Source organism: Stenotrophomonas maltophilia, assembly GCF_023518235.1.
Lineage (GTDB): Bacteria > Pseudomonadota > Gammaproteobacteria > Xanthomonadales > Xanthomonadaceae > Stenotrophomonas.
Genome location: NZ_CP090423.1, coordinates 3,943,213 through 3,956,360 on the forward strand (window position 1 = coordinate 3,943,213; position 13,148 = coordinate 3,956,360).

The 13,148-nt window shown below is 66.3% G+C and carries 13 protein-coding genes; 6 read left to right on the plus strand and 7 right to left on the minus strand.

Annotated features, from left to right (window positions below; all coding sequences use genetic code 11):
• Positions 1-28 precede the first annotated feature (28 nt).
• The 5 genes from LZ605_RS18400 to LZ605_RS18420 form a co-directional block, all read right to left on the minus strand.
• Positions 29-832 (minus strand): SDR family oxidoreductase, encoded by an 804-nt coding sequence (locus tag LZ605_RS18400; RefSeq protein ID WP_249842794.1) that lies wholly within the window; start codon positions 830-832, stop codon positions 29-31.
• Entirely contained in the window at positions 829-1,395 is a 567-nt protein-coding gene (locus LZ605_RS18405; protein WP_249842795.1) for a DUF1415 domain-containing protein, read from the minus strand. Before LZ605_RS18405 ends, LZ605_RS18400 begins: the two co-directional genes overlap by 4 nt.
• 100 nt (positions 1,396-1,495) lie before the next feature.
• Entirely contained in the window at positions 1,496-1,978 is a 483-nt protein-coding gene (locus LZ605_RS18410) for a YajQ family cyclic di-GMP-binding protein (protein WP_006471121.1), read from the minus strand.
• 85 nt (positions 1,979-2,063) lie between these two features.
• Positions 2,064-2,666, minus strand: coding sequence for a hypothetical protein (locus LZ605_RS18415; RefSeq protein WP_249842796.1), 603 nt, complete (start codon positions 2,664-2,666; stop codon positions 2,064-2,066).
• A 2-nt stretch (positions 2,667-2,668) separates the two neighbouring features.
• Entirely contained in the window at positions 2,669-3,409 is a 741-nt protein-coding gene (locus LZ605_RS18420; protein WP_249842797.1) for a hypothetical protein, read from the minus strand.
• 99 nt (positions 3,410-3,508) lie between these two features.
• On the opposite strand from LZ605_RS18420, the gene LZ605_RS18425 reads away from it, so the two are divergent.
• The 3 genes from LZ605_RS18425 (at position 3,509) to LZ605_RS18435 (ending at position 6,310) form a co-directional block, all read left to right on the plus strand.
• Positions 3,509-4,405, plus strand: a complete 897-nt coding sequence (locus LZ605_RS18425) for a DMT family transporter (protein WP_249842798.1) — start codon at positions 3,509-3,511, stop codon at positions 4,403-4,405.
• Between the two features lie 211 nt (positions 4,406-4,616).
• The gene (locus LZ605_RS18430) at positions 4,617-5,624 is read left to right on the plus strand and encodes a methionine ABC transporter ATP-binding protein (RefSeq protein WP_249842799.1); all 1,008 of its coding nucleotides are present in this window, start codon (positions 4,617-4,619) and stop codon (positions 5,622-5,624) included.
• Positions 5,621-6,310, plus strand: coding sequence for a methionine ABC transporter permease (locus LZ605_RS18435; RefSeq protein ID WP_249842800.1), 690 nt, complete (start codon positions 5,621-5,623; stop codon positions 6,308-6,310). Before LZ605_RS18430 ends, LZ605_RS18435 begins: the two co-directional genes overlap by 4 nt.
• An 86-nt stretch (positions 6,311-6,396) precedes the next feature.
• On the opposite strand, the gene LZ605_RS18440 is transcribed toward LZ605_RS18435, so the two are convergent.
• Positions 6,397-6,999, minus strand: a complete 603-nt coding sequence (locus tag LZ605_RS18440) for a lipocalin family protein (protein WP_249842801.1) — start codon at positions 6,997-6,999, stop codon at positions 6,397-6,399.
• A 128-nt stretch (positions 7,000-7,127) separates the two neighbouring features.
• Here LZ605_RS18440 and LZ605_RS18445 point away from each other — a divergent pair, with 128 nt between their 5' ends.
• Positions 7,128-7,451 carry a hypothetical protein gene (locus LZ605_RS18445; protein WP_249842802.1) on the plus strand — a complete coding sequence of 108 codons (324 nt, stop codon included), beginning with the start codon at positions 7,128-7,130 and terminating at the stop codon, positions 7,449-7,451.
• Between the two features lie 69 nt (positions 7,452-7,520).
• Positions 7,521-9,617 (plus strand): prolyl oligopeptidase family serine peptidase, encoded by a 2,097-nt coding sequence (locus LZ605_RS18450; RefSeq protein WP_249842803.1) that lies wholly within the window; start codon positions 7,521-7,523, stop codon positions 9,615-9,617.
• A 47-nt stretch (positions 9,618-9,664) separates the two neighbouring features.
• Here the strand turns inward: LZ605_RS18450 and LZ605_RS18455 are convergent, their stop codons facing one another.
• Complete coding sequence (locus LZ605_RS18455) at positions 9,665-10,849, minus strand: pyridoxal phosphate-dependent aminotransferase (RefSeq protein ID WP_249842804.1); 1,185 nt, start codon at positions 10,847-10,849, stop codon at positions 9,665-9,667.
• Between the two features lie 144 nt (positions 10,850-10,993).
• On the opposite strand from LZ605_RS18455, the gene LZ605_RS18460 reads away from it, so the two are divergent.
• Entirely contained in the window at positions 10,994-13,105 is a 2,112-nt protein-coding gene (locus LZ605_RS18460) for a S9 family peptidase (protein ID WP_249842805.1), read from the plus strand.
• Positions 13,106-13,148: the final 43 nt, after the last annotated feature.

Genomic DNA, 13,148 nt, shown 5'->3' on the forward strand with positions numbered 1-13,148 from the left:
AGGTCCGCACCCACCGAAGAGCGGTGCTCTATTCGGCGTAGATCATCTTCCGGGTCATGCCGCCGTCGACAATGAAATCCTGGCCGGTGCTGAACCCGGACAGCGATGACAGCAGGTACACCGCCAGCGCGCCGATGTCCTCGGGCTGGCCGACGCGGCCGACCGGGTGCTGGGCGTGGTCGATGGCCGAGTAATCAGGTTCGTGGCGGCGCGCGGGCGCCTGCCAGGCTGTGGTACTGATCCAGCCAGGGCTGATGCTGTTCACCCGCACCGCCGGCCCGGCGCTGATCGCCAGCGCATGGGTGAAGGCCACCAGCCCGCCCTTGGCTGCGGCATAGGCTTCGCTGTGGGCTTCCGACTGCCAGGCACGGGTGGAGGCGATGTTGATGATCGCACCCGCCGCGCTGGCCGACAGCGCCGGCAGTGCGTGCTTGCTGCACAGGAAGGCGCCATGCAGCGAGGACAGGCGGCGCTGCCATTCGTCCCACGCCATGTCCTGCAGCCGCGTGCCGTGCGGGCCGGCGATGCCGGCATTGTTGACCAGCCCGTCGATGCGGCCGAAGCGCTGCTGCGCCACCGCGATGAACGTGCTGACGCTGGCTTCGTCGGTGATGTCCAGGCGCTGGAATGCGGCATCCTCATCGCGCTGCCATTCGTCCAGGCAGGCCCGTCCGGCCGCGTCGTCGAGGTCGCCGATCAGTACGCGTCCACCGGCACCGAGCACGGCCTGGGCGATGCCACGGCCGATGCCGTTGGCGCCACCGGTCACCAGCACCACCTTGCCTGCCAGCGGCGCGGCCGGCCACGCGGCAATCGGCGGCACGCGGCTCATGACAGGTCTTCGCCGCGCAGGCGCCGATACCAGCCGTCCACGCCGATGCGGTCCAGGGTCTGGATGTTGCGCTCCACGATCACGTCCGGATCGGGGAACGCGTCCACCGCGCGCGCCACGCTGTCTTCGCGCAGCAGGTGCAGGGTGGGGAAGGGCGCGCGGTTGGTGTAGTTGCTGGCATCGTCGGCGGCCACGCCTTCGAACTGGTAATCCGGATGGAAGCTGGCCACCTGCAGGATGCCCTGCAGGTCCAGCGCCTCGATGGCTGCGTCGGCGTTGTCGAGGAAGTCGTTGTAGTCGAGGAAGTCAGCCAGCACCTGCGGGTGCACGATCAACGTGGTGTCGATCTGCTCGGCCGGTGTGTCGCGCAGCAGCACCAGTTCCTCGGCCAGCTGCTCGACCAGTGCTTCGGGCGTGGTCGCATCGCTGAGCACGAAGCGGACCTGCTCCTTCACGTACACCGCCTTGGCGAACGGGCACAGGTTCAGGCCGATCACGATCCGCTCCAGCCACAGGCGGGTGGCGGCGATCGGGTCATCGGTGGGCAGCTGGAAATCGGTCATGGCGGGCACGTCGGCTGGCGGGGCCGCCATTGTAGGCGTGTGACCGGCAACGCGCCGTCGTGCCTGCCACTGGCGGCGCCGGTCAGGCCCGGCGGACGCTTCAGTCGCGGAAGTTGTTGAACTGCAGCGGCAACTCGAACTTGCCGGCCTTGAGCACGGCGATGGCATCCTGCAGGTCGTCGCGCTTCTTGCCCTGTACGCGCAGCTTGTCGCCGTTGATCTGGCTTTCCACCTTCAGCTTGGCGTCCTTCAGTGCGGCGGCGATCTTCTTGGCGATCTTCTGCTCGATGCCCTGCTTGACGGTGATCTTCTGCCGGGCCTGGGCCAGGTTGGTCTCGATGTCGCCGAATTCCAGGCTCAGCACGTCGATGCCGCGTGCGGCCAGACGCGCGCGCAGGATGTCGTTCATCTGCTTGAGCTGGAACTCGGTCGGCGCGGTCTGGTTGATGACATCACCGTCGCGCTCGAATTTGGCGTCCACGCCCTTGAAGTCGAAGCGGGTGGCCAGTTCGCGGTTGGCCTGGTCGATGGCGTTGGTCAGCTCGTGGGTGTCGACTTCAGACACGACGTCGAAGGAAGGCATGGGGATTTCCCTGGCAGGTGGACTGTGCCGATTGTATCCGAGCACGCTGAAACCGGGCGTGGCAGGCCGCAGCATGGGGCTGCGGCTATCGGGTGTCGCCCAGCCAGATCACCCTGAAGGCTTCTTCACGCTGATCCGGCGATGTGCGCGTGTAGTCCGGCCCCGGGCGGACGCGGATGCAGGGCCTTCCGTCGCACCGGCTGATGGTCGCCTGGACCAGCGCTTCCTTCACTGCGATTTCGTTGTCCAGCTTCGACAGTTCAGCACGGCGCTGGTCGATCTCGGCTTTGCCGGGGATCAGCACGACGAAGGCAACGGCAACGAGGACGACCACGATGACGAGCGCCACCAGGGTGCCCCTCAGCATTGTGCGCAGGCGGTCAGCGGCCTCTGTCAGCTTCAGCGTTGATGCAACCAGCTGCTCATCCGCCTCGGTGAGCTTCTGCGCGGCAAGTGCGGCGACGGTCGTGTTGACCTTGTGATCAAGCGCGCTGACAGTGTTTTTGACTGCAGCCTCCACCCGTCGGGTGTGCTCGCTGATCCGCTGCTCCGCAGCGCTCAGCGAGGTGAGCAGTTCAAGAGCCTTCTTCTGCTGTCCTCTGGCGGCGTCGACGATGTTGTTGATCGCGGTGAGGTTGGCCTGCGACCGGTGCTCGAACGCCTCGACGGCTTTATCCACGCTATTCATGCTCAACGGCCTGCTTCCTGAGAGGGAATGGCGATCTGTTTCTGTTTCTGTTCCTGTTTCTGCTGGTCATGCTCGTGCACCATGGAAAGCGCTCTCCCCCGTTCAATCTCGCATTTCTGAATCCACGCCCTGTGCGAAAGCTTGAGATCGGCGACGTCCGTCAGCTCGGCGAACGCAAGGCCATTGGCACTGCAGTTGATGACGATGCCTCCCGCTCCGGTTTCACCGTTACCCACGGTCAACCTGACCAGCGACAGATAGTTGCCGACGAGGGACGGTTCAATCGCCGCTGCCGGATCTGCCCCTTCGTCGGCCATCGCCGAGGCGATGTCTTCCAGCGACGTGTGTGCGGCCTTGGCCTTGTTGAAGGCGTCCAGGTAGGCAACGAACAGGCACTTGGCCAACGACGGTGAGCCCGAGCCCGGCTTTATGTCTGATTCGAGGTACCAATGGATTGCGCGCGAAACGGCTTCAAGATGCTGGTTGTCGCCGGACAGCGCCGTTGCCAGCTGGGCCTGCCGCTGCCGCTCCTTGCGCTTGCGCCCGCTGCGCGCCTTGAACTCCAGCAGGCGTACTGTGCCAGGGAGCTGAAGCAGGACATCGCCAAGGTTCTTGTCTTCGGGCGTCTGCTGCAGCAGGTTGATCATCACCGGTAATGTGCCGCTGGCGGGGGCGACGCGATGGGTATGGAAACCGAGCGCGAACAGGAAGTTTCCGATGACCACGTTTTCGTAGAGCTTCATCCATGGCGCTCATTGGCAAGTCGATACCCAGTTCGGCCGAGATGCCGGGAACTTGAGGGTGGGCATGCCCGGACCGGGTGCGGTGCGCGATAATGAGCCATGAACGTGCAACGCTCCCCCTCGCGCGCGGTGGCCTGGATGGTCGCGGCGGTCGCCTGCTTCTCGCTGATGGACGCCGGCATGAAGCAGCTGTCGGCCAGTTATCCCACCCTGGAAGTGACCTTCCTGCGTGGTGCGGCCTCGCTGCCGTTCGTGCTGGTCTGGGTGCTGGCCAGCGCCGGGCCGCGCTCGCTGGTGCCGCGGCGTTGGGGCCTGCACCTGCTGCGCGGCGCGCTGGGCATGGCGATGATCGGCTGCTTCGTGTTCGCCCTGCGCGACCTGCCGCTGTCCACCGCCTACACCATCTATTTCGTCGCGCCGCTGCTGATCGCCGCGCTGTCGGTGCCGCTGCTGGGTGAGCGGGTGGGGCCGCGGCGCTGGGTGGCCATCGGTATCGGCCTGATCGGCGTGCTGGTGGTGCTGCGGCCAGGCGTGGACGGTTTCATCTCGGTGCCGGGCCTGATGGTGCTGGCCGCGGCCACTGCCTACGCCGTGGCCGCGATCACGGTCAGCCTGCTGACCCGCACCGATACCTCGCAGTCGATGGTGGTCTGGTTCCTGGTGATCATGGCCCTCGGTGCCGGACTGCTGTCCCTTCCCGGCTGGGTGCCGCTGCAGCTGGCACACGCGCCGCTGATCGCCGGCATGGGCCTGGCCGGGGCATTGGGCCAGATCGCCCTGACCAAGGCCTTCCAGCTGGGCGAGGCGTCGATGATCGCGCCGCTGGAGTACAGCGGCCTTGTGTGGGTGATCGGCTGGGATCTGGCCTTCTGGGGCCAGTTGCCGGATGGCTACACCTGGGTCGGCGCCGCCATTATCGTGGCTTCGGGCCTGTACCTGCTGCACCGCGAACGGGTCAACCGGCAGGAACCGCCGAAGCCACTGGATCATCCCTGAACCCGGGGTAGTGCCGGCCGCTGGCCGGCAACTCCTTGCGCCGCAGTGACCGCTGTCGTTGCCGGCCAGCGGCCGGCACTACCGGGCGCGAGGCGTTACGGGCGCCTTAGAACCAAAAGGAATAACATTCTGGCCCATGGCGCGGGCGCGCGAGCGCCGGCGCTGGTAGGCTGCACGCCCCCTTCCGTCACCCAGCCGGTGAGCCACGCCCGTGATCGAGTTCCAGCGCCTGCACAAATCCTATGCCGTTGCCGGCCGCGCAGTCAGCGCGCTGCAACCGCTGGACCTGACCATCGAGGCCGGCGAGGTGTTCGGCATCATCGGCCATTCCGGCGCGGGCAAGTCGACCCTGATCCGCATGATCAACCGCCTGGAAGAACCCAGCGGCGGCCGGCTGCTGATCGGCGGCGAGGATGTCACCGCATTGGACGCCGATGGCCTGCGCGCGCTGCGCCGGCGCATCGGCATGATCTTCCAGCACTTCAATCTGCTGTCCTCGCGCACGGTGGCCGGCAACGTGGCCTTCCCGCTGGAACTGGCCGGCACGCCGAAGGCGGAGATCGACGCGCGCGTGGCCGAGCTGCTGCAGACCGTCGGCCTGGAAGCGCATGCGCAGAAGTACCCGGCGCAGCTGTCCGGTGGCCAGAAGCAGCGCGTCGGCATCGCCCGCGCACTGGCCACGCGCCCGCAGATCCTGTTGTGCGACGAGGCCACCAGCGCGCTGGACCCGCAGACCACCGCCTCGGTTCTGTCGCTGCTGTCGAAGATCAACCGCGAACTGGGCCTGACCATCGTGCTGATCACCCACGAGATGGATGTGATCCGCCGTGTCTGCGACCGTGTGGCCGTGCTCGACGCCGGGCAGATGGTCGAGACCGGGCCGGTCACCCGGGTGTTCCTGCATCCGCAGCATGCGACCACGCGCCGTTTCGTCAGCGAATCGGAGCATGTCGATGAAGGTGCGCTGCACCGTGATTTCGATGTGGTCGGCGGGCGCATCGTGCGCCTGACCTTCCTCGGCTCCGACACTTACGAGCCGTTGCTCGGCAGCGTCGCGCGGCAGACCGGCGTCGACTACAACATCCTGTCCGGCCGTATCGACCGGATCAAGGACACCCCGTATGGCCAGCTGGTGGTCGCCCTGGTGGGCGGTGACCAGTCCGCCGCGCAGGCCGCGTTCGTGGCTGCCGGCGTGCACGTTGAGGAACTGCGTCGATGATCATCGCCACTGCCGGTGGTTTCTTCCGCCATCTGGATGCGGGCAAGTGGGCCGACATCGGCCAGGCCACTATCGACACCCTGCTGATGCTGCTCGGTTCACTGCCGCTGACCCTGGCCATCGGCCTGCCGCTGGGCGTGCTGCTGTACCTGTTCGGCGCGCCGCAGATGAAGCGCCGGCCGTTCGCCTATGGCGTACTGGCGCTGGTGGTGAACCTGCTGCGCTCGGTGCCCTTCATCATCCTGATGATCGTGCTGATCCCGGTCACCCTGTTGCTGATGGGAACTTCGCTGGGTGTTCGCGGCGCGATCGTGCCGCTGGTCATTGGTGCCGCGCCGTTCTACGCGCGGCTGGTGGAGACCGCGCTGCGCGAAGTGGACCGTGGCGTGATCGAAGCCACCCAGGCAATGGGCGCCACCACCTGGCAGCTGGTCACCCGCGTGCTGTTGCCGGAAGCGCGTCCGGGCCTGATTGCCGGTGCGACGGTCACCACCGTGGCGCTGATCGGCTTCACCGCGATGGGCGGTGCGATCGGTTCCGGTGGTCTGGGCGATCTGGCCTTCCGCGATGGCTACCAGCGTTCGCATACCGACGTGGCGCTGGTCACCGTGGTGCTGCTGCTGGTGCTGGTGCAGCTGCTGCAGATGCTCGGCGACCGGCTGGTCGCGCATTACAGCCGCAAGTAACCGGTGTTTCCGCCGGGCATGGCCCGGCGCCACCAGAATGATCGCGCGGATACGGTAGCGCCGGGCCATGCCCGGCGGGCGCCTTGTCAGCGCACGTTCGGCACTTCGTAACCCAGCTTGCCGACCTGCTCGGGGTGCTGCGGCACGCGCTTGAGCTTGTCGGTGTTCACGCCGTACTCGTCGCGCAGGCGTTCGGCCAGCTCCTTGTACAGCGCCTTGTCCATGTCCGGGGTGCGCGAGAAGATCCAGGCCATCTCACGGCCCGGGTAGCCGATCAGCGCCCAGGAATAGTCCGGCGCGACTTCCAGCACCCGCGAATGGGTCGGCACGACACGGTAGAACCAGGTGCGCCAGCCGTGGTTGCCGCTGTCCGGATCGACGCTGGCGCGGGCGCGCACTTCCTGCAGCGGTTCACCGAAGCCATCGCGGTAGCGGTAGGTGATGCCGACCTTGTGGGTGTCGCGCAGTTCGTATTCGTTGACGCTGGCCACATGGCCACGTTCGATGAAGTTGGGCACGCGGCCGATCACATACCAGGTGCCCATGAACCGCTTGAGGTCGATCGGCGCATCCAGGGCAGCCGCACCCGGGGTGCTGGTACGGGGCGACGGCGGCTCACTGGCGGCCATGGCGGGTGCCGCCAGGGACAGGGCCAGCAACACGGCGCAGAACGGGCGGATCGAAGTCATGCGGGAGCGGGCTCGGATGGGCTTTGCCCGAGCATGGTCGACTGTGCGTGCGGGATCCGTCAATGGTGTCGCAACCTGTGAGAAGGGACATGCCCAAGCTGTGTTGCATTGTCTACCGGAGAAGGCTCATGACCGCACGTTCCGCTCGTCGCCCTGCAACTGAACGCGTCAGCCAGCGCGTCGACCCACGCCTGCTGCGCAGCGTTCAGCAGGTGGCCTTGGCCGGCGTGGCCCTGGTACTGGTCTGGCCGGCCGCGCGTGGCAGCAGCGACTGGCTCGGCTGGCTGCCGATGTGGCTGGTGGGCATGCCGCTGGTGGCGTGGTGGGCGCTGTTGCGCTTTCCATTGCCGCGCCCGGGGTGGCTGCGGCTGGCGCGGCGTACCGGTGGACAGGCGCGTCGCCCTGGCCGTGGCGCGGCCCGTGTCCGCCGTGGCTCGACGGCCACGGCCTGACCTTCGACACAGGGGATGCGGCGACGTTCCGTGCTAGCGTTCCACGGCTTATGACTGCCTGGAGCTGCAATGTCACGACTCGCTTCCGCCTGCCTGCTGGCCGGCATGATGACCGCTGCCTCGGTGGGAACCGCCGTGGCCGCTGAAGACACCGATCGCTACGCCTGGCTGGAGGACGTCACCGGCGACAAGCCGCTGTCCTGGGTCAAGGAGCAGAACGCCAAGTCCGAGGCGCGCCTGGCGCAGACCCCGGCCTTCAAGCAGATGGAGACCAGCATCCGCGAAGTGCTCGACTCCGACGCCAAGATTCCCGGCGTGCAGAAGATCGGCGATTACTACTACAACTTCTGGAAGGACCAGCAGCACGAGCGCGGCCTGTGGCGCCGCACCACGCTGGCCGAGTACCGCAAGGCCTCGCCGCAGTGGGAAACCGTGCTCGACCTGGACGCGCTGAACAAGGCCGAGGGTGAGAACTGGGTCTGGCACGGTGCCGACTGCCTGCGCCCGGACTACAGCCGCTGCCTGATCGCGCTGTCGCGCGGTGGTGCCGATGCCGACGTCACCCGCGAGTTCGATCTGGCCAACAAGACCTGGATCAAGGATGGCTTCTTCCGTCCGGAATCGAAGGGTGGCCTGAACTGGATCGATCGCGACACGGTGTTCGTCTACACCGACTTCGGTGCCGGCTCGATGACCACCTCCGGCTACCCGCGCGTGGCCAAGCTGTGGAAGCGCGGCACGCCGCTGGCCTCGGCCAGCGTGGTCTATGAAGGCAAGCCGGAAGACATGTACATCGCGGCGATGCACGATGACACCCCGGGCTTCGAGCGCAACCTTGTCAGCCGTACCCTGGCCTTCTACAACAACGAGCTCTACCTGCGCGGCGACGATGGCACGCTGACCAAGATCGACGCGCCGAACTCGGCCGAGAAGGGCCTGCACAAGCAGTGGCTGACCCTGGAACTGCGTGATCCGTGGACCGTCGGCGGCAAGACCTACGCGTCCGGCTCGCTGCTGGCGACCAGGCTGGACGACTTCCTGGCCGGCAAGCGCGACTTCGAGGTGCTGTTCACGCCGACCGCGACCACCTCGCTGGCCAGCGCCACCTGGACCAGGAGCCACCTGGTGCTGAACGTGCTGGACGACGTCAAGAACCGCTTGTCGGTGCTGACCCCGGGCGCCAATGGCTGGCAGACCAGCCGCTTCGTTGGCGCGCCGGCCTTCGGCACGCTGGGCGTGGCGGCGGTGGACAGCAATGACAGCGACGCGGTGTGGCTGACCGCCACCGATTACCTGACCCCGACCACGCTGGCGCTGGCCGAGATCGGCCAGGCACCGGAAACGCTGAAGACCATGCCGGCCTTCTTCGATGCCAAGGGCAAGGTGATCGAGCAGCACTTCGCCACCAGCAAGGATGGCACCCGCGTGCCGTACTTCGTGGTGCACGACAAGGCGATGAAGCTCGATGGTTCCAACCCGACCCTGCTGTACGGCTACGGTGGCTTCGAGATCTCGCTGACCCCGAGCTATTCCGGTGGCATGGGCCGCGCCTGGCTGGACAAGGGCGGCGTGTACGTGGTCGCCAACATCCGCGGCGGTGGCGAGTATGGCCCGCGCTGGCACCAGGCGGCGCTGAAGCAGAACCGCCACAAGGCCTATGAAGACATGGCCGCGGTGGCACGCGATCTGGTCAAGCGCAAGATCACCACCGCCAAGCACCTGGGCGTGCAGGGCGGCAGCAACGGTGGCCTGCTGACTGGCAACATGCTCACCCAGTACCCGGAACTGTTCGGTGCGGTGGTGGTGCAGGTGCCGCTGCTGGACATGAAGCGCTACAGCCACCTGCTGGCCGGCGCCTCGTGGATGGCCGAGTACGGCAATCCGGACACCAGCGACTGGAACTTCATCAAGACCTTCTCGCCGTACCACCTGTTCGATGCGAAGAAGAACTACCCGCCGGTGCTGTTCACCACCTCCACCCGCGATGACCGCGTGCACCCGGGCCATGCCCGCAAGATGGCGGCGAAGATGATCGACGCCGGCAAGGACGTGACCTACTACGAGAACATCGAAGGCGGTCACGGCGGTGCAGCCAACAACGCGCAGGCCGCACACATGTCGGCGCTGGCCTACAGCTTCCTGTGGGAACGCCTCGGCGGTAAGTAAGCAGAACGGAAAACGCCGCCCCAGGGCGGCGTTTTTCGTTGCCGGCGCTACCGGAAATGCTTCAACCCGCGCGCAATCCGCGCCACCGCCTCCTGCAACCGAGGCACTTCCTGCGTATACGCCAACCGCACATGCTGGTTCGCACGATGGAAGCCGAAATCCAGGCCCGGGGTGAACGCCACGTGCTCGGTTTCCAGGAAGTGCGCGCAGAATGCCTGCGCGTCGTCGGTGAAGGCGCTGACATCGGCGTAAAGATAGAACGCACCCTGCGGTTCCACCTCGATGCGGAATCCCAGCTCGCGCAACGCGGGCAGCAGGAAATCGCGGCGCTGCCGGAACGCTTCGCGGCGCTGTTCAAAGATCGCCATCGCTTCTTCGCTGAAACACGCCAGCGCCGCATGCTGGGCAATGCTCGATGCGCTGATGTACAGGTTCTGCGCCAGTTTCTCCAGGTCGGGCACGGCCGCCGGCGGTGCCACCAACCAACCCAGCCGCCAGCCGGTCATGCCGAAGTACTTGGAGAAGCTGTTCAGCACGAACGCGCTGTCATCCACCTGCAGCACGCTGGGCGCATCCAGGCCATAGGTCAGGCCGTGATAGATCTCGTCCACCACCAGGTGGCCGCCGCGCGCGTGCAGCGTCTGCGACAAGGTCGCCAGTTCGTCGGCCGACAGCACGGTGCCGGTCGGGTTGGCCGGCGAGGCCACCAGCGCGCCCACGCTGTCGGCGTTCCAGTGCTGTTCGATCAGCGACGGAGTGAGTTGATAGGCCGTCTCCGGCCCGACCGGCACCAGCTGCGCGCCGCCTTCGACCAGGCGCAGGAAGTGGCGGTTGCAGGGGTAGCCGGGGTCGGCCAGCAGCCAGTGGCGGCCGGGATCGACCAGCAGGCTGCTGGCCAGCAGCAGCGCGCCGGAGCCGCCGGGGGTGACCAGGATGCGTTCGGGGTCGATGTCCAGCCCGTAGTGGCTGCGATAGAAGCCGCTGATGGCCTGGCGCAGGGCCGGCAGCCCGCGTGCGGCGGTGTAGCGGGTATGGCCGGCGGCCAGTGCAGCCTGGCCGGCGCGCACGATGGGTTCGGCGGTGGTGAAGTCCGGTTCACCGATTTCCAGGTGGATCACATCGTGGCCGGCCTGTTCCAGCGCCTGCGCGCGGGCCAGCAGTGACATCACGTGGAACGGGGCGATTTCATGGCTGCGCCGGCTGTAGCCCGGCGTGTGGGGCAGGGTACTCATGCAGCCCATGGTACGCCGGTCGGCATGACCCATGACGATCCGCAGGGTTGCCGCTTGGCCGCGATTGGGGTCAGATCCCTCTTCGGGAAAAGGGATCTGACCCCGTCGAAGACCATTGCATTGATGCGCCTGGAGCCTTATTTCATGAAATCCCTCCTCTGCCTGTTGCTCGCGAGCCTGATGACCACGACCGCTACCGCCGCCACGCCGCCCGTTCCGCCGGATGCCGCCAAGCACCCGCATGTGGTCAAGGCGCCGTTCGGTGCGACCCGTAACGACGACTACTACTGGCTGCGCGACGACAAGCGCGAGAACAAGGACATGCTGGCCTACCTGCAGGCCGAGAATGCCTACGCCGACCAGCTGCTGGCGCCGCTCAAGCCGCTGGAGGACACGCTGTACAAGGAGATCGTCGGCCGCATCAAGCAGGACGATTCCAGCGTGCCGGCGCGTGAGCGCGGTTACTGGTACTACAGCCGCTTCGAGACCGGCCAGGACTACCCGATCCACGCGCGCCGCAAGGGCAGCATGGACGCGGCCGAAGAGATCCTGCTGGACGTCAACGCGATGGCCGCCGGCAAGGGCTATTTCAACGTCGGCTCGATGGAAGTCAGCCAGGACAACCAGCTGCTGGCCTGGGCCGATGATGACGTTGGCCGCCGCCAGTACACGATCCGCTTCAAGGACCTGCGCAGCGGTCAGGTGCTGCCCGATGTGATCACCGGCAGTTCCGGCGACCTGGTCTGGGCCGACGACAACCGCACCGTGCTGTACGTGGAAAACGACCCGGAAACGCTGCTGACCGTGCGCGTCAAGAAGCACGTGCTGGGCACCCCGGCCAGCGCTGACACCGTCGTCTACGAAGAGAAGGACGACAGCTTCTACATGGGCATCGGCCGCACCCGCGACGATCGCTTCATCACCATCGGCGTACACAGCACGGTGTCTTCGGAAGAGCGCTATGCGCCGGCCAGCGACCCGACCACGTTCACCGTGCTGGCGCCGCGCCAGCGCGATGTGGAGTACGACGCCGACCACTACGATGGCCGCTGGGTGATCCGTACCAACGACGGTGCGAAGAACTTCAAGCTGGTCACCGCACCGACCGACGCGACCTCGCGCGCGCAATGGAAGGACTGGATCGCGCACGACAATGCAGTGTTCATCGAAGGCTTCGAGCTGTTCGACAACTACACCGCCATCGCCGAACGTTCCGAAGGCCTGGAACGCATCCGCCTGCTGTTCAAGGACGGCCGCAGCGACTACGTGAAGGCCGATGAGCCGGCGTACTCGATGGGCCTGGGCGACAACACCGAGGCCGATACGCCGTGGCTGCGCTACGTCTATACCTCGATGACCACCCCGACCACGGTGTTCGAACTGAATACCGCCACCGGCGAGCGCCGCCAGCTGAAGGTGCAGCCGGTGATCGGCTATGACGCCAGCAAGTACGAAACCGACCGCGTCTGGATCACCGCGCGCGATGGCGTGAAGGTGCCGGTGTCGCTGGTCTACCGCAAGGGCTACCAGAAGGATGGCAAGGGCGCGCTGTTCCAGTACGCCTATGGCAGCTACGGCATGTCGATGGACCCGTATTTCAACCAGACTGCGGTGAGCCTGCTCGACCGCGGCGTGGTGTATGCCATCGCGCATATCCGCGGTGGCCAGGAAATGGGCCGTGACTGGTACGAGAACGGCAAGCTGCTGCACAAGCAGAACACCTTCAACGACTTCATCGACGTCACCCGTGGCCTGGTGGCGCAGGGCTGGGCGGCGAAGGACCGCGTCGCTGCGTCCGGCGGCAGCGCCGGTGGCCTGTTGATGGGCGCGGTGGCCAACCAGGCGCCGCAGGATTACCGGGTGATGGTGGCGCAGGTACCGTTCGTCGATGTGGTCACTACCATGCTCGACCCCACCATTCCGCTGACCACCAACGAGTACGACGAGTGGGGCAACCCGGAACAGAAGCCGTACTACGACTACATGCTGTCCTACTCGCCCTACGACAACGTAAAGAAGCAGGCCTACCCGGCACTGTTCGTGGGCACCGGCCTGTGGGATTCGCAGGTGCAGTACTGGGAGCCGGCCAAGTGGGTGGCCAAGCTGCGTGACGACAACACCGGCCATTACCCGATCCTGTTCCGCACCAACATGGAAGCCGGTCACGGCGGCAAGTCCGGGCGCTTCCAGCGCTACCGCGAGTTGTCCGAGTCGTATGCGTTCGTGCTGCAGCAGCTGGGCATCGCCCAGCCGTGATGGCGACAGGGTGCCGGGCACTGCCTGGCACCCTGAACCGGTA

Bases quoted from the DNA above. Each gene is read 5' to 3' on its own strand.
- LZ605_RS18460 (WP_249842805.1), top strand. From the start codon at position 10,994: ATGAAATCCCTCCTCTGCCTGTTGCTCGCGAGCCTGATGACCACGACC.
- LZ605_RS18405 (WP_249842795.1), bottom strand. From the start codon at position 1,395: ATGACCGATTTCCAGCTGCCCACCGATGACCCGATCGCCGCCACCCGC.
- LZ605_RS18445 (WP_249842802.1), top strand. From the start codon at position 7,128: ATGACCGCACGTTCCGCTCGTCGCCCTGCAACTGAACGCGTCAGCCAG.
- LZ605_RS18425 (WP_249842798.1), top strand. From the start codon at position 3,509: ATGAACGTGCAACGCTCCCCCTCGCGCGCGGTGGCCTGGATGGTCGCG.
- LZ605_RS18400 (WP_249842794.1), bottom strand. From the start codon at position 832: ATGAGCCGCGTGCCGCCGATTGCCGCGTGGCCGGCCGCGCCGCTGGCA.
- LZ605_RS18415 (WP_249842796.1), bottom strand. From the start codon at position 2,666: ATGAATAGCGTGGATAAAGCCGTCGAGGCGTTCGAGCACCGGTCGCAG.
- LZ605_RS18440 (WP_249842801.1), bottom strand. From the start codon at position 6,999: ATGACTTCGATCCGCCCGTTCTGCGCCGTGTTGCTGGCCCTGTCCCTG.
- LZ605_RS18410 (WP_006471121.1), bottom strand. From the start codon at position 1,978: ATGCCTTCCTTCGACGTCGTGTCTGAAGTCGACACCCACGAGCTGACC.
- LZ605_RS18450 (WP_249842803.1), top strand. From the start codon at position 7,521: ATGTCACGACTCGCTTCCGCCTGCCTGCTGGCCGGCATGATGACCGCT.
- LZ605_RS18435 (WP_249842800.1), top strand. From the start codon at position 5,621: ATGATCATCGCCACTGCCGGTGGTTTCTTCCGCCATCTGGATGCGGGC.
- LZ605_RS18420 (WP_249842797.1), bottom strand. From the start codon at position 3,409: ATGAAGCTCTACGAAAACGTGGTCATCGGAAACTTCCTGTTCGCGCTC.
- LZ605_RS18455 (WP_249842804.1), bottom strand. From the start codon at position 10,849: ATGAGTACCCTGCCCCACACGCCGGGCTACAGCCGGCGCAGCCATGAA.